Here is a 21,132-nt window from a genome sequence, read left to right as displayed (position 1 = left end):
GACAACGTCTTGTCACTTGTCACCTGTTACTCGTCACCTTCTGTTGTCCTGCCTACTCTTCGGGGCGTTTCAGGTATTTGGTCATCACCAGGCTGGCGCCGTCGTCGGCGCGCTCGAAGTGGACTTCATCCATCAAGGAGCGGATGATCTGCAAGCCGCGACCGCGCTTGCGGGCGGCGGGCGAAACTGGCATCGCGGGGGCTGATGCGTCGTTTGCGCCGAAGGTTTTGCCTTTATTGGACACGGTGATTATAAGCCGATCCTCGTCAACTGCAAACCGCTGATAGATGCGGCGGTCGGGCGAATCCGAGTGCTCGGCGGCGTTGATGCAGGCTTCGATCAAGGCGGTCTTGATCTGGTTGATCGATTCCTGATCGAAGTCGGCGGCGCGGGCAATTTGTTCGACCGTGCGCGCGGCAATCAGCTCGGCCTCGCCTTCGATAGGAATGATTAGCTCGAACTCGCTGGCGGGGCGCTGATGGCCGCCGGTGGCGAATTTCACCAGACAATCTTCGATCAGGTCGAGCTGGCTGAAGGTCGAGCGGTGCGCCCGCAACGTCACCAGCCGCTCAGAGGCGACCGCCGAGAAGCCTTCTTTGCTGATGTACCAGCGCACCATGCGCGGCGCGGCGCGGTCACCCGCCAGGCGCGCGGCGGCTTCGAGCCGCTGGTCTATGTGGTTGAGCGTTTCGACATCAAGCGGCTCCTTCGAATTGATCAGGGCAATCAGCCAGACGACTTCATTGGCATCGCTGTAGATGCCGCCTTCAAAGCCGCTCGCGGCAAACAGCCGCCAGCCGATGCCGGGCTTTTCGCCGGCGCCATTATCATTGACCAGAACAATCTGCGGCAGGCGAACGCGCTCGGTGTCGTCGTCAAGCGCGCGCCGCACCTGCACACGGCTCATCCCACGGAATTGCTTTTCGTACTGCGCCAGGTCGAACAGGCTCGCCGGCACGCTCTGGAAATCGAAGCGCGACAGCAGCTCGATCAACTGCGACTCGACGGCGCGGTGATAGCGCGACATCATCAGGCGGTAAGAATGCTTGAGCTTTTCGCCGAGCAGCGTTTCGCCAGCCACGGGGCGGCGGGCGCCGGCGATCTCGTTGCGGTATTTCGAGCGCACAAAGTCTGCGAGCACCGTGTCATCGGCGGCGCGCAGGAACCCGTAGCTGATCTCCAGAAACTCGCGCATGTGGAGCTGCGCCAACAATGATTCGGCTTCATTGATCTCTTCGCCCATGCGCTCGACCACCGCGTCAATCGGCAACGCCTCGCTGCTTTCGAGCGTCAGGTTGAGCGCTTCGATGGCTGCGCGTTGCTGGCGCGAGCTTGGCGCGACATCGCGGAGCAGGGCGCACAAGTAATGATTGATGCGCCCGCCGAGGACTTCGTCCGTGTAGACGCGCTCGAACTCCATGAACGTCCTGAGACTCGCGCCGCGCGCCGCCGCGGCGTCCAGCACGGCGCGAATGTAAAAAAGGTCATGACCGAGCTGTTGAATCATCAATTCGACGGTCGAATCGCTAACCTCGACATCGAGCGCCACGGCCATGGCGCGGATCAGCTTTTCCATCGGCTCGTCGTCCATCGCTTCGATGGTGAGCAGCTCAAGGCGGCGGTAAAGCTCTTCGTCGGGCGGTATCAAATTTGTCATCACGCGCCGCAACCCGCAGAGCAGGTAAGCGGGCGCTGCCGGCCCCGCCTGCTCCGCGGTCAGGGCGCGCACCAGCTCGGCGCGGATCATGGGAGCGTCGGTCAGCAGATGAAAATTGTCGAGCATCACGAACGGCGAGAGCTGGGCGCGGGCCGCGACGACTGGCGGCGATTGCAAAGCCGAGCGCAGCATCAACGACGGATCGCCAGTCGCCATGGCGCGGTTGAAGGCGTCAACCATGGCCCGCACCCAGATGTAATCTTCCGGCGGCGCGGCGCGGGTAATCACCGCCAGCGGCTCGCTCGCGGCTTCGATCAGGCGTGGATCGTGGCGGCGGAAGGCGATGAACTGGGCGATGAACTGCGCGAAGAAATCGCGCGCCAGGCGCTCGCCGTCCAGACTGTAAGGCTTGAGCGCGTAATAGATTGGCACGGTCTCGATGGCTTCGCTGAACAAGCGGTCATAGGCTTTGCGCAGCAGCTCGGACTTGCCGACGCGCGGCGCGCCAAGCAGCAAGGCATTCGCAACGGGCCGCCCGCGCATGGTTTCGCGGCTTGCGGTCGGCTGGGCGTCGGCGTCGTTTTCGGCCGCCGGCGGGCGCAGCGCGGGCCGCCGGCGGCCGAGCGCCAGCAAGCGCTCAAGCTCGGCCTCGCGGTCGAAGAATTCGCCGTCGGCAAGCCGACTCATGACCTGTTTCGCGTCGCGGTGGTTCATCCGTCTCCGCTGACCGTCGCTCAATCTGCCGCGTCGTAAACGGCAACGCAGTTACGACCGCGCATCTTTGCCTGATAGAGGGCGCGATCGGCCGCTTCGATAATGGCCAGGGGGCTTTGTCTTGCGGGGCTGAAAGAAGAGACGCCAATGCTCAAGGTCACGCGGCCCATGCGCTCACCGCTTTCAGCGCAGTAAACGGTCTCGCTGACGGCGGCGCGCAGTCGCTCAGCGACGCGCACGGCGGTTTCCGGCTCGGTCTCCGGCAGGATGATGCAGAACTCATCGCCGGCAAAGCGCGCAGACATATCGATGGCGCGCACCAGTGTGCGCAACAACTGCGCCGTCTGGATCAACACCAGGTCGGCGTTCGTGTGACCGTACAGGTCGTTATAAGACTTGAAGTGGTCTACGTCAATAATCATGAACGACAGCGGCGTGTCGTAGCGCTTCGAGCGTTCGACCTCTTCGAACAGGCGGTCGCTCAGGTAGCGGCGGTTCGGCAAGCCCGTGAGCGGGTCTGTGAGCGACATGCGCTGATAGGCCTCGGCCTTGCGGTGCCACTCGGTGCGATCAATGATCAAGGCCAGGTGCGGCGACATCAACTCAAGGATGCTCAGGTCCTCGTCGTCGTAGGGCAGGCCGTCGCGGCGCTCCGTCAGGTTGATGACGCCGACCTTGCGGGAGCCCAGGGTGATCGGGTAGCTGATGAAGGATTTGCTGCGATAATGGCCGGCGCGCGTTTGCGGCAGGCGGGCGTCGGTCTCGACGTCGCGCACCACCAGCGGCAGCCCCGAAGCCAGCACCGCGCCGGCGACCCCTTCGCCGAGCTTGATGCGCACGGGCATCAACGTATGCTCGGCTCCCAGAGCCGCTTCCAGGGCAAGCTCGTTCGATTCCTCGTTGAGAATCATCAGCGAGCTGCGCTCGGCCTTGAGCATCTCGCTGAACTTGGCAAGCACGCTCTGGTAGACTTTGCCGGAGTCGAGCGACGCCGCGACGCCGCGCAGGAAGTTATAGAACTGGCCGATGGCGCGCTTGCGCGTTTCAAGCTGGTCGGTCAGCCGGATGATTTCCAGATGCGCGTCGAGTAATTCGGGCGAGGTCTGCGGGCCTGCGGCGGCGGGCGCTTCGGCGCGCGGCGCGTTGTGGAAGTGATACGAGGCCGTCGACTCCACAATCTCGGCGGCCTGCTTGAGGTCGCGGGTGTCGAGAAACTTGACATTTTTCAGGCACTCGCCGCTGTTGACCCCCGGCAGGTCGTCGTAATCGCCCAGGAAGCGCATGTACTCGGCGGTCGAGCTGAAGGCGCGCCCACCGAGAATTACCAGCTGGCGCTTGCCGATGGAAACCGGCATGGCGAAGCAGTGCAACCCGGCATGGCAGGTGTATTCGGTTAGCTCGCCGCTGGCCAGCGCCTGGTCATAGGCGTTGCCGCAATCGGCCTGGCACAACGGCGCGTAATCGGGCGCGACACGCATCGCCTTGCAGATGCTGTTGTCGTTTTCGATGCGCCCGATGGCGGCGCCATCCTGGCTCAAGGTGACAAGCGCAACGCCGTTCTTCTCGGCCAGCGAACGTTGCAGACGCAGCCACACAACCAGGGCATTGTCAGAGACAGACTCGTCTCTGGCCGCGACGGTTGGCTTTGCGGATTCTCTGGTCAAGCGTCCAGACCTTTCAACAACAACTGCTTTACATTCTGGATAACGCAGGTATGCGCCATCGAACGGCTCATACGTTCCTGCGCCTGAGCCGGCGAGATGGGACTTTCGACTGCGGACTGCAAAGCAGGGCTTGTCTGCTTATGAATAAAGGATGACGAGCAAACTCGAACGCATGATAACTGATCGCACGGGAATCAAATACCTCTGCTTGTTTTGACCCCTTTTGCAAAGTAACACAGCCGCCAGGGCTTTTTCAATAGAAACTTCCCTGCCCCATACGGGGTAAGGTAAAGGCAATAGGCAAAAGGCGTGTGATGGCCTGTGATGCGCTGACGCGCGCGGCGGCAAAAGGCAAAAATGCAGAGCCACTAGTGGCCAGGGGAGCGATTCGCTTCCGCCACTTTTCCCTCCAGTCGCCGGGATGGTTTGCTTGACAGGCCGCAGGCCGGCTTTTACCATCCATCGAGGAAACGATTGAGGGGAGGTTTGATTTGCAAACAAGAACAAAACGCCCACAGCCCGACATCCGCGCGATCACGCGCCTCGTGCCCGCGAGCGGCAATCTCGTGCAGGGACAGAACGAAGTTCGCCTGCACCCGGACCTTGAGCAAGCCGCCAAAGACGTCATCAGCGAAGGTCTCAACCATTACAGCTTTTTTGAAGGCACCGACAGCTTGCGCCGCGCCGTCGCCACCAAGCTGCAACAGCTCAACGGCGTCACCGTAGACCCCGACAAGCGCCCGCTCGAATTGATGATCACGCCGGGCGCGACCGGCGGCCTGGTGGCCTTCGCGCACACGTTCCTGCGCGGCAAAGCGGCGCTGGTCTTCGAGCCCTACTACCCTTATCACAAGCGCACGGTCGAAAGCGCCGGCGGGCGGGTCGATGTCTTCAAGCTGCGCGGCGACCGGCTAGAGCTTGACCTCGACGAGCTGCGCCGCGTCTGCCGCGACGCCGCCCGGCGCGCTGAATTTCCGTTGAAAGCCATCATTGTCTGCTCGCCCGCCAACCCGACGGGCCGCGTCATGACGCGCGACGAGCTGCGCGGCATCGGTCAGATTGCCGAAGAGTTGAACCTGCTGATTCTGTCCGACGAGGTCTATGAACATTTCACGCTCGAAGCCGACGATCATGTGGCCACGGCCAGCGTACCGGAAGCCGCGCCGCACACGGTGACGATCAGCTCGTTTTCAAAATCGTGGGCGATATCGGGCTGGCGATTGGGCTATGCCTATGGGCCGGGCGAGCTGGCCAGCCAGCTTGGGCCGCTCGGCAATCTTTACTACGTCTGCACGCCGACGCCGCTGCAACACGCGCTCTCGCGTGTGCTGGTCAAAGACACAAGCTATTACGACCGCCTCAGGGTAGACTTCGCCCGCAAGCGCGCCACTTTGAATGCGGCGCTCGAACGGGTGGGCTTTCAAATCTACCCGTCGCGTTCCAGCTTCTACACCTGGGCGCGCATTCCCGAACGCTTCACCGATGCCGTCGAGTTGAATGAGCGGCTGATTCAAGCGGGCGTCGCCGGCGTCCCCGGCAGCGCCTTTATGGACGAGCCGGAGCAGGACGTTTATATGCGCTGGTGCTTTGCGCGCGAAGACGCGATGCTGGAAGCGGCGGCAGAGCGACTGGTCAAGGCGCTATCCTGATTGGCAGATCAACCGACAGCGGGCCGAAGAACCTTGGACGATACAGTAGAGCAAGCCGGCGGCGCTGACCGGCTGAATTACTTCAACTACTTCACCGAAGTCGAAGAGGAGTTCGTGCGCCGCCGCGGCAAGCCGATGCTGGTCTCGCCGCTCGACTGGGCGCTGATTGAAAGCTGGAAGATCGCCGGCATCCCGCTGCACGTCGTCTTGCGGGCGATCAATAAATCCTTCGACTCCTACGACGCCCGCGCGCGCAAGTACCGCAAGGTTAATTCCATCTTCTACTGCCAGCAGGAAGTCGAAGCCTCGTTCGCCGAATACCGCTTGGCGCAGGTCGGCGGCGCGCCTCCTGGCAGCCTCACAGAGATAGAAGAGCCGGCAACCGCCGCGGCCGAGCGGCAAACGGTCGAGCCATTTCCGAAGCCTGTGCTGCTCGATTTCCTGTCGCGCTCGGACGCGGAGTTGCGCGCCGCGGCGGCGCTCGCTCAGGAGAGTAAGCGCGGCGAAGTCGACAGCGCCATCGAGCGGGCGCGGGCGCGGCTCGCAGAGATTCGCGCGACCATCGAGCAGGCAACCCGCGCCAATGCCGAAGCCATCGAGCACGACCTTGACGCCATTGATCGGATGTTGCTGGCGAGCGCGCGCCGTGCCCTCGGCGATGACGACTTCGCCCACCTGCGCGAAGAAGCCGAGGCGCAGTTACAGGCTTATCGCAAGAAGATGGACAAAGCCATCTACGAGCAGACGCTCGAAAACTTCGTCGCCCGCCGCCTCCGCGAAAGCAACGGCCTGCCGCGCCTGAGCCTCTTTTATCTCTGAGCCTTCTCTCGCCGCGCCCCCCGCGTCTCTTTCCACCGTCGCCGGCTAGCTGTTATGGTGGAAGAGTGACTACGCAATCGCTCAAACTGGACGACCACATTGAGGTGACCACCGAACGTCTCGCCTATGGCGGCGACGCCATCGCGCATCACGAGGGCTTGACGATCTTCGTCCCACTGGCCGCGCCCGGCGAGCGTTTGCGCGTGCGCGTCGTCGAGCGCAAGAAGAACTATGCCCGCGCTGTCGTTGACTCGATCATTGAACCGTCAGCGGAACGCCGCGCGCCCTTGTGCGCCTACTTTGGCGAATGCGGCGGCTGCCAGCTTCAGCACTTAACCTATGACGCACAGCTCGCGGCGAAATCCGGCTTCATTCGTGACGCGCTGACGCGCATCGGCAAGATCAGTTGGCCGCAAGAGATTGCCGTGTTGCACGCCGCCGAGACCGGCTACCGCGCACGCGCCCAGGTCAAGCTCGCAAGCGACAGGTCAACGGCGGATCAACCGCTACGCATCGGCTTCAATCGTTCGGCCTCAAGCGCGGTTCGCGATATTGCCAGTTGCCCTGTGCTGGTGCCGGAACTCGACGCCGCGCTTTCTCAGTTGCGCGAGGCGGCGAGTGATTCGACAGGCGCGGCGCGCGCCGATCTTTCACGCTTGCGTGAAGTCGAGATGGCCGCGGGCGACAACGGCATTGCCATCGCGCCGGCGGTGAGCGGCCTGCCTTCAGGGACAATCACTCGCACGATCCATGATCTGACCTACAAGTTCAGCCCGACGACTTTCTTTCAAGGCAATGCGCTGTTGCTTGAGGCGCTGACCGGCGAGGCGCTGGATGATTATGCGGGTAGTGTAGCGGTCGATCTTTATGCCGGTGTCGGGCTGTTCAGCTTGCCGCTGGCGCGGCGCTTCAACCGCGTCATCAGTGTCGAATCCGACCTGGAAGCGGTACGCTTTGCGCGGCAGAACATCGCGGCCAACCAGACCGCCAATGTCGAGTTGCGGCATACCCGCGTCGAGCAATGGCTCGCTGATTTCACAGCGCCGCGAACCACCGCGAGTGAGCCGGTTGAATTGTTGGTGCTCGACCCGCCGCGCGCGGGAGCCGCCGCCGCGCTCGCAGGCATCATCGCCTTAGAGCCGGCGCGCGTCGTTTATGTCTCGTGCGACCCGCCGACGCTGGCGCGCGATCTGCGCCGTCTGCTTGATGCCGGCTACAGGCTCGACCGCGTCACCGGCGTTGACCTCTTCCCGCAGACTTATCATGTCGAGACGGTTGCCCACCTGACCCGGTAGATCATGCCAATTACAAAAGCCCTTGCGGATTCATAAAAGTCCTTGCGAAAAACGACAGAAGTTCCCGCGAAAAAATATTTACTATAACGACTGCTTCTCTTGAACTATCGGAGGCTAAGCAATCACCCGTGCCGAGGGGGTTACTGTCCAATATTGCACGGCAATCATTCGCGATTGAGCATAAACTATTATTGGAGAAGATAATTGGTGATTTTTACCTAAACAACATCCGAAGCGGAGACCCTGCCTATGATCGAGCATAATCCCAACACGATTCTATTCCAGGAACAGATGCGCGACTCTTTGCGGCGTGAGACGCGCAACTCCAGCGCGATCAATATTGCCAAAAACGACTACGTCTACACGGTCGGCGAGGCAGTCGAGATGATCTACTTCATCGAAAGCGGCAAGGTCAAACTCGTCATGGTCTCGTCGGAAGGCAAAGAGTGCATGCTGGCGATCCACGGCACAGGGGATATTTTCGGTGAGTTGTGCCTATCGGGACTGAAGGGGCGGCTGGAAAGGGCGACCGCCATGGAAGACACGGTTTTGAAACGGGTCCACTGCGACCAGTTCCTTGAGCGGCTGGCCAAAGACTCTCTGCTGGAAGGCTTCATCAAATACCTGACGGTGCGCGTCGCCGACCAGCAGGAGGTCATCGCCAACTTGGTGACCGTCGATAGCGAGCAGCGGCTCGGGCAGACGCTGTTGCAAATCGCCAGAAAGCACGGTTTGAAAGACCCGCGCAGCATCCGCATCGAGCTGAGAATCTCACACGAAGAACTGGCCTCGATGGTCGGCACGACGAGGCCGCGCGTCAGCGTCTTTATGCAGCGCTTTCGCAACCTCGGCCTCATTGAGATGACCACCGAGCACCATCTCATCATCAAGGAGCACAAGCTGATGACTTACCTGGCGTCCATTGTCCAGTCCGCTGCATGCCAGCTGAATCCCCATCAAGGAGAAGATGATGACAGGATTTTATCGGGTCGTGTTAAGCGCCATACGGGGACGACGTACCAATGCAAGCGAGCGAATCGGTAGGCCGGGGCTGATGGCGATCCAATCAATCTCGTTATATACTGAGGGAGTCCGCTGTCCATGTATTCGGTAGCATCAACCGGTTAGAGGCCAATGATTCAAGAGACTCCTCAGGCTGACCGCTTCATTCAACAATTGCGCGATTGCTTGCGTCGCGACCTCCGGGACGCGCGCCCAAGCAAGGTCGCCAAACATGAAAACGTCTACACCTGTGGGGAACCGGGCGACACGGTCTACTTCATTGAAAGCGGCCAGGTCAAACTCGTCATGGTTTCACTTGAAGGAAGAGAGTGCATCTTTGCCGTCCACGGGGCCGGCGAGGTGTTCGGCGAGTTGAGCCTGTCAGGGTTGGGCGAACGGATTGAGACCGCGACGGCCATGGAAGAGACCAACTTAAAAGTCGTCCCTGCCTCGAAGTTCTTTTCGCTGCTGGGTAGTGCTTCGCTGCTTGAGGGATTTGTCCGCTACCTCGCCATGCGGATTGCTGAACAACAGCAGGTGATCGCTCATCTGGTGACCGTAGACAGCGAACAGCGCCTCGGCAAGACCCTATTACAACTGGCCCGCAGCCTCGGCAATCAAGGCCCTGATCGCTTACGCATCGAACACAAGATTAGCCAGGAAGAATTGTCTAAGATGGTCGGCACGACGCGATCACGGATCAGTGTTTTTATGCAGCGCTTTCGCAACCTCGGGCTGATCGAGACGAGCGACGAGCACTTCCTCATCATCAAAGAGAAGAAATTCACAGATTATCTGGCTCATATCGCCTAGCGTTGTGGGTCAGTCGCCGGCCAGCGGCCAATCATGCTTACCAGCATTCGCAATTATCTTCACACGATTGTTTAATATTGGACAGAAGCCCACCGCGCGGTGGGCTTATCATCTCAAACAGCAGCATGTTCAGGTTGAGGCGACTTCGCGCCTTTGACCAGCAAGTCGGGAGAAAAAATGAAAAGAATGACCTTGATGAAATCAATTCGTTTGCTCATTTCGTTATTGCTCGTCTTGAGCTTCGGTCTCGGCGTAGATGCCCAGAGGCGTGATCGAGACGATAGGTATCGGCGAGATGATGGCCGGTGGGAACGCCTCGGAGATTCGCGTGTCGATGGCCGGCAAGATCATGACACCATTCGTGTGAATGCCCGCGGACGGTTCCGAGCGATCCGGTTTTTTGTTCAGGGTGGGGACATTGAGGTCCAGCGCGTCGTGGTGCACTTCGAGAACGGCGCCGACACCGAGGTTCAGGTTCGAGAGCGAATCCGCAACGGCAGGACGACGAGGGCAATTGACCTGCCGGGGGACGAGCGCAGAATTCGCAGTGTCGAATTCTGGTATGGCAGGGATAATTGGGGCCGAAGCCGACCGCAATTGATCCTCTATGGGCGGCGCTGAAAGGCGACTCAAAATGGATGGCGGCATGGGCTTTTAAGACTTGCGGCGCGGCAGCGCTCGTTGCCGGAGTCTCTCAGCGCCGCCGATCATGCTATAGTTAGCCGCATCCGCATGAAACGAATCTCTAGCAACAAGGCAGACGCGCTTCAGCAGGTTTTTGAGTATCACCAGGCAACCAAGCATTACCCGCACCGCTACGCCGCGAGCCTGGGCTACATGGATTGGGCCAATCAGCCGAATCCCTTTCGCCGGTATGAGGGCGCGCCGCTAATCGCTCTGGAGAAAATCCCGCCGGCGGATGAGCCGCTGTACGATGAGGCCTTTGCTCCGGGCCGGGTGCGGCCAGCAGCGGTGAGCGTGCGCAGCGTTTCTCAGCTTTTCTTCGACAGCCTGGCAATCTCGGCATGGAAGCGCGCCGGTGATATCAGTTGGGCGCTGCGGGTCAATCCGTCGAGTGGAAATCTCCACCCGACCGAGGGCTACTTGATCTGCGGCCCCCTGCCGGGGCTATCAGATAACGCCACGGTCTGCCATTATGCGCCGAAAGAACATGGGTTGGAGCAGCGCGCAGAGTTTGCGTCAGGGGTGTGGGAAAGGCTTTGTGGGCGACTGCCAAAGGACACGCTGTTGATCGGGCTCACGTCCATTCACTGGCGAGAGGCATGGAAGTACGGCCACCGCGCCTATCGCTACTGCCAGCATGATGTGGGCCACGCCATCGGCGCGATGAGCGTCGCTGCCGCCGGGCTGGGCTGGCAGACAAGGATTCTCGACAACCTGGGTAGGGATGAGCTGGCGCTACTCACAGGCACATTTCTTGCTCACGACGCCGAAGCGGAAGAACCGGACGTGCTGATGGCGGTTGGTCCCTTTGTAGCCGAGACCACTGAAACCGGTCTGCCCGAAGACGCCGTTCGGGCTTTCGAATCTCTCGACTGGCGGGGCAGACCCAATCAACTGAGTAAGGCCCACGTGGAATGGGGCATGGGTGAGATAGCGGAAGCGGCTCGCAAGCCGCGTGGCGCGGGTCAGTATGAGAGCACTCAAAGGCCGCCCGAGCCGGAGTCATTGGAAGTTCGCCCAGTTTCTCTGCGCCAGATGATTCGTCAGCGCCGCAGTGCTGTGGCAATGGACGGACAGACGCGAATCTCGCGCGAGACGTTCTATCGCATCCTGCGAAGAACTCTGGCAGTCCCCGGTTCTCTTCCCTTCAGCACGCTTCCCTGGAAACCTCGCCTTCACCTGGCCATTTTTGTTCACCGCGTGGATGATCTACCGGCGGGACTTTACCTCCTGGTGCGCGACCCCACACAGAGAGAGGCGCTGGAAGCAGCGCTCACTCAGGCTGATCAGTGGCGTCGGCCACCAGGATGTCCAGAGCAACTCGAACTTTACTGTCTCATCCAGACCGAAGCAGGCGAGGCCGCCCGACAGATTTCTTGCCTCCAGGCAATCGCCAGGGATGGTTGTTTCAGCCTCGGCATGATTGCTGAATTTGAGGGGGCGATGCAACGCTACGGCGCGTGGTTTTATCCTCGTCTCTTTTGGGAAGCCGGGGTCATCGGCCAGGTGCTTTATCTGGAAGCTGAAGCGGCAGGCATCCGCAGCACCGGCATCGGCTGCTACTTCGACGATCCGATGCACGAAATACTTGGCCTCAAGGGCCGCAAATACCAGGACCTCTACCATTTCACGGTCGGCGGCGCAGTAGCAGACCATCGGCTGACTGAAGAGGAGTGAATCTGCAATTGATAATCCAAGCGCCGGCCAAGCGCCATTTCCCAGCCATCATGGAAATCGATGATGGAGGCAGCGTCAGAGAGGCACCCTGGTATTGTTCAATCGTTGCAATAGGCTGGGAAGAAGGAAGCATGCGCCGCCAATTCTGTTGAGCCAACGCCGCATTAACCGGTCCTCTCAAGGTCGACGGTCTGTTCAGCGACTTCAGGCCAGTCGCGCTTCTTGCGATTGATCCTTAACCCTTCGCCGACGAGCTTAAAAATGGTCCGCCGGTTTTGCGCAATCACTTTGATCCAGGCGAGCTTGCCCATCTGTGGGAAGTAGATGCCGCGAAAACACAGGCGCGCAATAAAAATATTGACGCGATGGCCGAGCGGCTTGTCGCTGATTGAGTCTACCGCTGCGGCGATGGCCTCGGGGCTGTAGGAACTCGACCAGGCGTGATTCACTTCCGCGTGCGTCTGCTCGATGCTCATCTTCAGCGGCGTATGCGCCATCTTGTAAGGTTGGAAGTCCAGCCAGTGCAGGGGCCGCGTCAATCGTCCTGCCACTTCTAACCGCTTGTAAAGCGGCGTCGAAGGAAAGGGGATGAGTGTGCCAAACACCGGCAATCCCGGCGGCCAATGGCGAATCTGCTCAAGCGTCCGGTCGGCGGCTCCCGGCCTGTCATTATCCATGCCAAAGATAAACGAGGTGATGGCGTGAATATCTCGCCGCGCCAGCCGTTCGAGCACGGCTTTATATTCGTCCGGCTTGTTGAAGCCTTTGTTGGCAATGGCGAGATTGGCCGTGTCTATCGATTCCATGCCGATGAATATCCACTTGCCGCCCGACGCCGCGATCAGGTCAACCAGTTCTTCGTCGCGCAGCAGGTTGGCGCTGATCTGCGCCACCCAGTTCATCTGCGCGCCGGCGGCGATAATGTCGCGCAGCAGCGACTTGGTGCGCTTGATGTTGATGGCGAAATTGTCATCAATGAAGAAGACGGCAATCTGCCCGCCTTCACGGCGAGCGCGGGCTTTCAGCCGCAGCATTTCCTCGACGACGCTTTCGTTTGAGCGAAAGCGGATCGAATCGCCGAAAAAGCCGGTCACCGTACAAAACTCACAGCCATATGGGCAGCCGCGCCCGGATTCAATCGGAATCAAGCTGAAGGTTCCCCACCCTCCGGCCAGACGCTTGAGAAGAGGCGCGAAGACTTTGGGAACGAGATTGAACTGATTCAGATCCATTGTCTCCCAGGGGATCGTCGGATAAGGCTGGAGGCTGGGCTTGCGCTCCTTGCCCGTTTCATCAACCGGCGCATAGACCTCTTTGAGCTGGCCGCGTGCGGCATCCGTAACGATCTGCGGCCAGGTCTCGTCGGCTTCACCGAGGGCCACCGCGTCGGCATGGCGCGGCCCGCCATTGCGCCCGAGCGCTTCATCCGGCACTTCGGTCACATGGGGCCCGCCCATCACGACAGGCACGCCTGTGGCGCGAATCGCATCGGCCATTCGATAGGCTTTCTGGATCATCCGCGTCATGGCGCCGATGCCGACCAGGCCGATCTGCTGCTCGCGCACGAATCGCGCGATGCCCTCTTCATCCATGCGTTGCGCGTTGCCATCGATCAGCAAGACCTCGTGCTCGGGCGGCGTCAGCGCCTGGAGCAGGAACATCCAAAGGTGCGGCATGAAGTTGCGCGTCACGCCATTGTCGGGATTGAAAAGTAAGATTCTCATCGTAGCCTTTCTGTCAGAACGGAATCATAGAAACGGCTCACACCACCTCTAAAACCGGGAGCACCAGCTTTTTGCGCCGGTTGAACTCTTCATCTTGAGCTGAAAGCGCCAGGCTCCTAGGCAATGGCGCGAGATCGAAATCGTAATACTTACGCCGCAGATGTTGATAGTCGCGGGCCTCGTCGAGGCGGAACCGGTAGATGCCGCCATCCATGGGATGCAAGCCCTGGCCGACCGCCAGGCGGACAAAGAAACTGTCACGGTATGCCCCTACGGTTCGCTCCCAGCCGCCCTCCCCTTCTCGCTTGAGTTTCTTCATTCGCCGCCAGGTTTCTGAAAGACTGTAGAACTGTTTGTAGCAATCAAAAAGCAATCCATGCAGGCGTTTTTTGCTCAGGTTTGGATGTGTCCAGGTCAGCCAGCTGGCGTCAAAACGATCCAGGTTCGGCTCCGTAATCAGGCCCGCTGCCAGGAACTCGTCATACTGCTCGGTCCCGGGAATGGGACACAAGATGTAATACCATGCGACATCCGGCGCCAGCTCCAACAGCACCCGCTGGTGCTCCCGAATGCTATCCTCGGTGTCGTCCGCAAAACCGATGATGTTGGACAAGTGCACCTGGATGCCGTTTTCATGGCACAGGCGGACGAGTCCGGCGTACTCTTCCGGGTGGTTATGCGCCTTGTGCATCTTCAGAAGGGTTCGGCGGTCAAAACTCTCTGTGCCCAAAAAAATGTGCGCACAACCGGCGCGCGCCATCAGCTCAATGAGTGCGGATTGTTTGAACACCTGCGTGTCGCACTGAGCAAAGAACGGCAGGCCGAGCTTCTCATCGATCATGGCCTGCAACAGCTCCGGGGCCTCGGCGTACTTGTTGAAATTGTCGGCAGTGAAAACAATATTTCGCACGCCCGCCGCCTTGGCCCGCTTTAAGCTCTCCATGGTGACCGAGATCGGCTGACTACGGACGACCTGTCCGGCAATTTTAATGACGGAACAGAACGTACAGGCATACGGGCAGCCGCGAACCGGATAGCAACCGCACGATTTATCGAGGTAACGGCGCAACCTTTTCTTGTCCGGCGGATTGACAATCGGCGCTTCTAACTCTTGCTGCCAGCGCTGCTCTTTGCCGTAGACGGGTTGTAGTTGGCCGTGCAAGGCATCCTCCAAGATGGTCGGCAGAACCAGCTCGGCCTCCGACAGGGCGAAGCTTACCCCCCGCCCCTGGAGCATGGTCGTGTCACAGGTCATGGCATGGGGCCCGCCGATAACGGCGTGCGAACCATGCTCGACGGCGTAGGCGGCCAAATCTAAAGCGCGATGGAGTTGGTGACTCTGCACGCCGACCAGGGCGACCAGATTTTGTACGTCACCGCCCGGTTTTTGCAGCAACTCAAGGTAGCGGAGATTCGGCTCGACGTATTCATCGATGGTATGCACTTCAACCGGCACGCCGGCCACCTCAGAGGGCGTGAGGCTGGCGATGTAGTAAATCGTGCTATTGGTCATAAAGCCTTTCCAGAACCTCTCCAATAAACCTCTTGGATTGTATTTCGAGGGCTTTATCACCACGACGCGCAGTTTCGACGGATTGGCCACGATTTTCCTTCCCAATGTGTGCCGTCCACATAGAAATCAGCGGATAGCGTATTTTACCGGTGATTGGCAGCGGCACTGCTTCGCCGCAGGGATGCCAGGCAGGCCGAGCAGCGGAATCCTTGCTTATATTTCATCATCTGCAATGCTCGACCGTGAATGGAAGCTGTGAACACAAAAGGTCCGCGGCTTCAACTGTAGCATACGTTTGATGGCAAACATAAGGGGTTCGGTTAAAGGCCAAGCCCGACACGCTCAAACTCCGCTTTGCTGATCCGGTAACAGTCGCACGACGCGGCGGCCAGGCGCTGGACGTCCAACACGGTGACGTTGCCGCGGCTATAGCGGATCAGCCCGGCTTTCTGCAACCCCCCGGCGGCGATGGTTACATCCGTCCGCCGCGCTCCCAACATGCTGCCAATAAACTCATGGGTGAGACACAACTCATCGGAACTCGTCCGATCTCTAATCATCAACAGCCATCGACAGAATCGCTGTTGGATCGGGTGAATGCGATTGCAGATCGCGGTCCGCGCCACCTGTATGAAGAGGCCGTGCATATATTGCAACAGAAGACCATGCAGGGCGCCATACTGGTTGAACTCGGCAATCAGCGCCGTCGCATTCATTCGCATTGCGTCGTCCGCCCCCTGCACAATCGTCTGATAGGGCAGTCGCTTGATGCCGGAAATGATTGAAATGCCGGTCACGCCTTCGTTGCCCACCATGCCGACTTCAATCGTCGTGCTATCTTCTGTCTTCCAGATGAGAGAGGCCACGCTTTTAATGGGGAAATAGACATAACGGATGGCTTCGTCAGCCTCATACAAAACATCTCCCAGTTTCAACGAAACGGGCTTTAGGCCAGAAAGTATGCGCTGATAATCGCCCCTCGGCAGAGAGGCGAGGATGCGATTTTCAGATCCTAATGTGACCTTGCGAGATGGCAGCATTCAGGGCCTCCGACTGCCTTGCGCTTGCCGCCGCCCGTCGGCAGCGTGCGGCTGATATAACCAAGCGATGCACAGGAGCTCCGTGGATGACGGTCGTTAATACCTCTCCTGTACATCGACTGGTGGACGCTTCTACGATACGCCAACTGTCGATTCAGCAATGTCGCACATTGCACACTCATCGAAATAAACACCCGATGCGCAGAGCGGGCAGGCAGCAGGGCCAGGCAATCGATGCCAGATACGCCGTGAGGTCGTTTTCCTTGATGATGAGGGGATGCGCTTCACTGATCTCGATCAGGTTAAGATTGCCGAAGCGCCGCATAAAGACGCTGATCCGCGACCGCGCCGTGCCGGCCATCGAGGCTAATTCCTCGCATGTGCCATCGTTCCCTGCGGGCGATTCTCAGGTACTAAACGCGTGCCACTCTCTGGCCCATCCCAGTTTAGGCCGGATACGGAACGGGCGCTGTGCAATATTGCACAACTGACGGAGCTGATTTCATCGGCATTGCGGCGGCGTCAGCGATCCAGGGTGCTGAGCTTTGCCATGGTCAGCGATTCGCTTTAATCCTCCGGCTGTGGTAATATGATTATGTTCGTTATGGCAGTGCGAGTGCTGCTGTCCTTCTCATTTCAGGAACGTCCCGCTGTTCGGAGAATGTTTGATTCCCAATTTCAGCCCATCCCGCAAAGCCTCGGAAATTCCTCCTAACCCGTTTCAGGAGAAACATGTCTAAAAGAATCTATGTTGGAAACCTGTCGTATCAAACGACAGAAAGCGACCTCACCACACTATTTGAGCAGGCCGGCGAGGTCGAATCGGCTTCGCTCATCACTGACCGCGACACCGGTCGGTCGAAGGGCTTTGCCTTTGTGGAGATGGGCCAGGAGGCTGCCGATAAAGCCATCACCCAGTTCAACGGCACGGAACTCAATGGCCGTGCGCTGACCGTCAATGAAGCGCGCCCGCGCGAGGAGCGTTCGAGCAACGGCGGGGGCCGCAAAGGCGGTCGCGGCAGCTTCGAAAAACGCTACTAAATCCAGCTAAGAAAGAAACCTGATGGATGGGATAAACGGAATAATACGCTGTTTATCCTATCCGTCTCTTGAGCCTAAATATGTTGCAGGCAACCTGGGAGGATAGATGACAATGAAGACGGATGATGTCCTTATTTATAAAGATGCGCAAATGGCTTCACGCTATGGCACCGGCGTCGTAACCTCGGTAACTGCCGATGAGTACACCATACTCTGGTCAGGGCGCGGCTTGACGAAATACAAGCGCGCGATCCTGGACGAGAAGTTGGAGCAGACCCTTCAACAAGTAGACAATCGGGCGGGTTTCCCAAAGCAGCGGCACCTTCAGCTAGGCCAGGCCAAGGTCAAAGTTGCCTTCAACGAGAACTATGATCGCGCCAAGCTTGCCTTGCTGTGTAAGCAGCTGAAGCTGGCCGAGGCGCGCCGGGCAAAAGAGGTGGCAGACGGACTGGTCGCACAGCTTTTCACCAAGAAGCTTGCAATCCGTGGCACAACCAAAGCGATCTTATGTGAGCTGGCCGGATTATGTGATACCGGAGAATCCGCCGCCTGTCATGAAGCCCGCAATATCAGCCGCGAACTATTCTTCGGTTATATACTGCAAAAGTCTGATTTCCAGGAACTCGATCCCCATAGCTGAAGGATTGTCGTTATCACGATTTGCCTGAACTTCCCTTTGAAGTGAGCCCGAATCTGCCTTGATCGGTTTGTCCCGCTGAACCTATCGCTCGATGCAGACGACCTGCGGGCAGTCTCGGTAGCAAATCGTATTGCCGAACTGGCGATGAAAAAGAAGGGGCGACCCTTCGGGGTCGGCCCTTCTGAGGCAGGACACGATACCATCCCCAAGCAGTGTACGGGGTATCGTTGTGAGGATAACGGTGCCGTCACCCTACATCCGCCGGTTGACTTTTCTACGATACCCCGATTGTGCCCGTCCCTGACTGTTCACTATTGCACAGCACCCCTCATTTAGAAGTCCTATACTAAAGTTGCCTGGAGTGTTGTCAGAGACGACAATCTCTGTCCGATACCTTGCAAACAGGGCCGGGGGCAATAATAAAGCTGATCAAGGAGATTGCCATGACAACTTGCCAGGCGGTTGAGCCGCATAACACCGACCAGCCTGTTCACCCCCCAGGAACTGACGAAAGATTGAAATTCGTCGGCAATAATGATTTCCAAATCGAAGTTCGGCGACGCATCGATGAGTTTTTCCGAAGCACCGGGCGGCGTCAGCGAGACTGCCCGCAAATGTATCTGAAGACGGCCATCCTGCTCGCCGTCTTTGGTGTCTGCTATGTGCTGCTGGTTTTCATGGCACAGGCTCTGTGGCAAGCCCTGCCGCTGGCCGTCTTGCTCGGGTTAACCACCGCGGCAATCGGTTTCAACATACAGCATGACGGCGGTCATCATGCCTATTCGAATCACGCCCGGGTCAATAGACTGATGGCGAGAACCCTGGATATGGTCGGCGGGAGTTCTTACCAGTGGCACTGGAAGCACGCCATCTTCCATCACACCTATGTCAACATCACGGGCCATGACACGGACATCACGCTCGGCGCAATTGGCCGGCTGACGCCGCATCAAAGGCGCTTCTGGTTTCACCGCTGGCAACAGTTCTATCTCTGGCCGCTTTATGGCTTGCTGGCGATCCACTGGCATCTGGTTGGTGATTTCCGCGACGTCACCCTCGGGCGCGTCGGCGAACATCGTGTGCCGCGCCCGAAGCGCGGGAACCTCGGCGTTTTCCTTAGCGGCAAAGCGATCTTTGTTGCCCTGGCATTCGGCATTCCCCTGCTGTTGCATCCCGTGTGGGTCGTAGCGATATTCTACGCGGTAGCGGCGCTGGTGCTTGGCATGGTGTTGAGCGTCGTCTTTCAACTTGCGCACTGCGTCGGGGAGGCGGAGTTTCCGTTGCCGCGAGAAGAAAGCGGGCGAATTGAAAACGCCTGGGCCATCCATCAGGTAGAGACGACAGTGGACTTTGCACGGCGCAGCCGTGTGGCAGCCTGGTTGTTGGGCGGCTTGAATTTTCAAATCGAACACCACCTGTTTCCGCGAATCTGCCATGTCAATTACCCTGCCATCTCGAAGCTCGTCGAGCAGACCTGTCGAGAATTCGGGGTGAAATACCATGAGCACACGTCTTTCTGGACAGGCGTCCGGTCGCACTTTCGCTGGCTGCGGCGGATGGGTATGCCGGACGTGAGCGAACGAGAGATCGCCTGAAGGAAGACTTCATTGGTTCGAGGAAGCCCGCTGTCCTTGGCAATCAAAGGCTCGACAGGATGGAGGCCGATGATGCCACCAGGCCGTCAAAGCCTTGAACGTCGCGGCAGGGTTAAAGCCAAGCAGCCGAGTTCCAAACCTTATGTCTTCGGAGCAGAAGACTGTGCCTGCATGACGGCGCGCGCCAGCGCTTTCAACTTCAGGAACTTCATCTTGCGATCAGAAGAAAGGTCAAGATCAATGTAACATTCTATCGGGACGTGAGGCGCGACCAGCGGGCCGGGATTATTGTCCGGCGTGTCGGTCAACGTCAAGGCATCGAAGAGGTCGGGCGCCGCTCGATCCCTTTCAGTCAGGTAGTTGTTGCCGGTGGCAGCCAGCTTAAGGTCGAACATGTTGGTCAGGGTCTTGATGACCGTGGTGTGATCGAAGGGCAGGTCGGTGGGACTGAAGTTCCAATCCGGCACGGCCCGCACAATCGTCCGCGGCGAGATGTAGGGCGAGATGAAGACCGCGGGGACGCGCACCCCATAGCGATCAAAGTTGAATGGCGGGTTGATCGAGTAGATCGTGTCGGGCGGCGGCGCCGGCGGCGGCGTGACGTGGTCATAACAGCCGCCATGTTCATCATAGGTGATGATGAGCAAAGTGCTTTCCCAGTACTGGCTCTGGCAGATGCGGTTATAGACATCTGCAATCAGCGCTTCACCGGCGGTCACATCGTGCGGCGGATGCTCGTCGTTGGGAAAGAAGGCGTAAGCCGGCTCGATGAACGCATAGTCGGGGAAGTTGTCGCCATCCAGGTCGGACTGGAAGTGCAGCTCATAGCTGTCAATGTTGGGCGACGTGAAGCTGCCATCCTGAAGCAGCACCCAGTTGAACGCCACGTCGTGGAAGTAGGACTTCCACGTCCTGCCGCTGTCCTCGAACATATTGAAGACGGTTGGCAGGTCGGCGAGGTACTGAAAAAAGTCCGGGTCGAACAATGCCCCATCGTAAAGCAAGCCCGCCGATGTGCCGGTGGCGACGTACAGGCGATTTGGAAAGGTTTCCGTCGGCGCTGAGCAGAACCATTGATCGCTGACCGCGAAATGTTTCGCCAGGGTGCTGATGATCGGCACTTGCTCCGGCGTGTAACTGTACATGATGTGCGGGGCGAGTTCCGCGCTGCCTGTCACCTGAAAGTAGTCGCGGAGAAAACCGCTATTATCACCGAGTGGCGTTTCGGGCGTGATATTCAGCTCGGTGTTCACATGGTCGAAGCCTTCGCCGGGGTCCGGGTTCGGATTCTTTAAGCAGCCGGTCGTCAACGAAGACGGCAGCGGCTGGGCATAGACCTTTCCGGTCGCATGAATCTTGTTGTAATAGGTGTTTGGGGGGATGCCATTAAATTCGGACCGATCCGGGTATAGAAATCCCATCATATTATCGAGGGATCGATTCTCCAGCATCAGCACAACGACGTGTTTGATTTTGTCCTTTATGTTGCTCACCTTCGTCTCCTTTGCATCAACCGTGATTGGGCCTGAAGATGTATCATCTTTTACAGTGCAATGCAATGGTAGCGCCAGTAGAAACAGGGTCTATTCATTCTCCGGACTTAAA

Annotated in this window: 17 protein-coding genes; 9 read left to right on the top strand and 8 right to left on the bottom strand. The window is 58.8% G+C overall.

Annotation, left to right across the window (positions count from 1 at the left end; all coding sequences use genetic code 11):
• Positions 1 to 52: 52 nt before the first annotated feature.
• Both VJ464_26935 and VJ464_26930 read right to left on the bottom strand, forming a co-directional pair.
• Entirely contained in the window at positions 53 to 2,371 is a 2,319-nt protein-coding gene (locus VJ464_26935; GenBank protein ID HKQ08787.1) for an ATP-binding protein, read from the bottom strand.
• A 20-nt stretch (positions 2,372 to 2,391) separates the two neighbouring features.
• Positions 2,392 to 4,035, bottom strand: coding sequence for a diguanylate cyclase (locus VJ464_26930; protein HKQ08786.1), 1,644 nt, complete (start codon positions 4,033 to 4,035; stop codon positions 2,392 to 2,394).
• Between the two features lie 491 nt (positions 4,036 to 4,526).
• On the opposite strand from VJ464_26930, the gene VJ464_26925 reads away from it, so the two are divergent.
• From VJ464_26925 to VJ464_26905, 5 genes are all read left to right on the top strand, one after another.
• Entirely contained in the window at positions 4,527 to 5,684 is a 1,158-nt protein-coding gene (locus VJ464_26925; protein HKQ08785.1) for a pyridoxal phosphate-dependent aminotransferase, read from the top strand.
• A 33-nt stretch (positions 5,685 to 5,717) separates the two neighbouring features.
• The gene (locus tag VJ464_26920) at positions 5,718 to 6,503 is read left to right on the top strand and encodes a hypothetical protein (protein HKQ08784.1); all 786 of its coding nucleotides are present in this window, start codon (positions 5,718 to 5,720) and stop codon (positions 6,501 to 6,503) included.
• Between the two features lie 65 nt (positions 6,504 to 6,568).
• The gene (locus VJ464_26915) at positions 6,569 to 7,798 is read left to right on the top strand and encodes a class I SAM-dependent RNA methyltransferase (protein ID HKQ08783.1); all 1,230 of its coding nucleotides are present in this window, start codon (positions 6,569 to 6,571) and stop codon (positions 7,796 to 7,798) included.
• Between the two features lie 249 nt (positions 7,799 to 8,047).
• A complete protein-coding gene (locus tag VJ464_26910; protein ID HKQ08782.1) occupies positions 8,048 to 8,842 on the top strand; it encodes a Crp/Fnr family transcriptional regulator in 795 nt (264 codons plus the stop codon).
• 90 nt (positions 8,843 to 8,932) lie between these two features.
• Complete coding sequence (locus VJ464_26905; protein HKQ08781.1) at positions 8,933 to 9,613, top strand: Crp/Fnr family transcriptional regulator; 681 nt, start codon at positions 8,933 to 8,935, stop codon at positions 9,611 to 9,613.
• Positions 9,614 to 9,835: 222 nt separating this feature from the next.
• Here VJ464_26905 and VJ464_26900 read toward each other — a convergent pair whose 3' ends face one another.
• Positions 9,836 to 10,261: a hypothetical protein gene (locus VJ464_26900; GenBank protein HKQ08780.1), complete on the bottom strand. Its 426-nt coding sequence runs from the start codon at positions 10,259 to 10,261 to the stop codon at positions 9,836 to 9,838.
• Positions 10,262 to 10,345: 84 nt separating this feature from the next.
• Between VJ464_26900 and VJ464_26895 the strand changes: the two genes are divergently transcribed.
• Entirely contained in the window at positions 10,346 to 11,974 is a 1,629-nt protein-coding gene (locus VJ464_26895) for a SagB/ThcOx family dehydrogenase (protein ID HKQ08779.1), read from the top strand.
• 164 nt (positions 11,975 to 12,138) lie between these two features.
• Here the strand turns inward: VJ464_26895 and VJ464_26890 are convergent, their stop codons facing one another.
• The 4 genes from VJ464_26890 to VJ464_26875 form a co-directional block, all read right to left on the bottom strand.
• Entirely contained in the window at positions 12,139 to 13,698 is a 1,560-nt protein-coding gene (locus tag VJ464_26890) for a radical SAM protein (protein HKQ08778.1), read from the bottom strand.
• Between the two features lie 37 nt (positions 13,699 to 13,735).
• Positions 13,736 to 15,301, bottom strand: a complete 1,566-nt coding sequence (locus VJ464_26885; protein HKQ08777.1) for a radical SAM protein — start codon at positions 15,299 to 15,301, stop codon at positions 13,736 to 13,738.
• A 230-nt stretch (positions 15,302 to 15,531) separates the two neighbouring features.
• Positions 15,532 to 16,251 (bottom strand): Crp/Fnr family transcriptional regulator, encoded by a 720-nt coding sequence (locus VJ464_26880; GenBank protein ID HKQ08776.1) that lies wholly within the window; start codon positions 16,249 to 16,251, stop codon positions 15,532 to 15,534.
• 178 nt (positions 16,252 to 16,429) lie between these two features.
• The gene (locus tag VJ464_26875) at positions 16,430 to 16,612 is read right to left on the bottom strand and encodes a hypothetical protein (GenBank protein ID HKQ08775.1); all 183 of its coding nucleotides are present in this window, start codon (positions 16,610 to 16,612) and stop codon (positions 16,430 to 16,432) included.
• A gap of 371 nt (positions 16,613 to 16,983) precedes the next feature.
• Here VJ464_26875 and VJ464_26870 point away from each other — a divergent pair, with 371 nt between their 5' ends.
• The 3 genes from VJ464_26870 to VJ464_26860 all read left to right on the top strand — a co-directional run bounded on the left by VJ464_26870 (position 16,984) and on the right by VJ464_26860 (position 19,527).
• Complete coding sequence (locus tag VJ464_26870) at positions 16,984 to 17,292, top strand: RNA-binding protein (GenBank protein HKQ08774.1); 309 nt, start codon at positions 16,984 to 16,986, stop codon at positions 17,290 to 17,292.
• A gap of 112 nt (positions 17,293 to 17,404) precedes the next feature.
• Positions 17,405 to 17,932 carry a hypothetical protein gene (locus VJ464_26865; protein HKQ08773.1) on the top strand — a complete coding sequence of 176 codons (528 nt, stop codon included), beginning with the start codon at positions 17,405 to 17,407 and terminating at the stop codon, positions 17,930 to 17,932.
• Positions 17,933 to 18,546: 614 nt separating this feature from the next.
• Positions 18,547 to 19,527: an acyl-CoA desaturase gene (locus VJ464_26860; protein HKQ08772.1), complete on the top strand. Its 981-nt coding sequence runs from the start codon at positions 18,547 to 18,549 to the stop codon at positions 19,525 to 19,527.
• Between the two features lie 140 nt (positions 19,528 to 19,667).
• On the opposite strand, the gene VJ464_26855 is transcribed toward VJ464_26860, so the two are convergent.
• Positions 19,668 to 21,020 (bottom strand): alkaline phosphatase family protein, encoded by a 1,353-nt coding sequence (locus VJ464_26855; GenBank protein ID HKQ08771.1) that lies wholly within the window; start codon positions 21,018 to 21,020, stop codon positions 19,668 to 19,670.
• Positions 21,021 to 21,132: the final 112 nt, after the last annotated feature.

This window comes from Blastocatellia bacterium (assembly GCA_035275065.1).
Lineage (GTDB): Bacteria > Acidobacteriota > Blastocatellia > UBA7656 > UBA7656 > DATENM01.
This window is presented reverse-complemented; position numbering and strand designations above follow the sequence as displayed.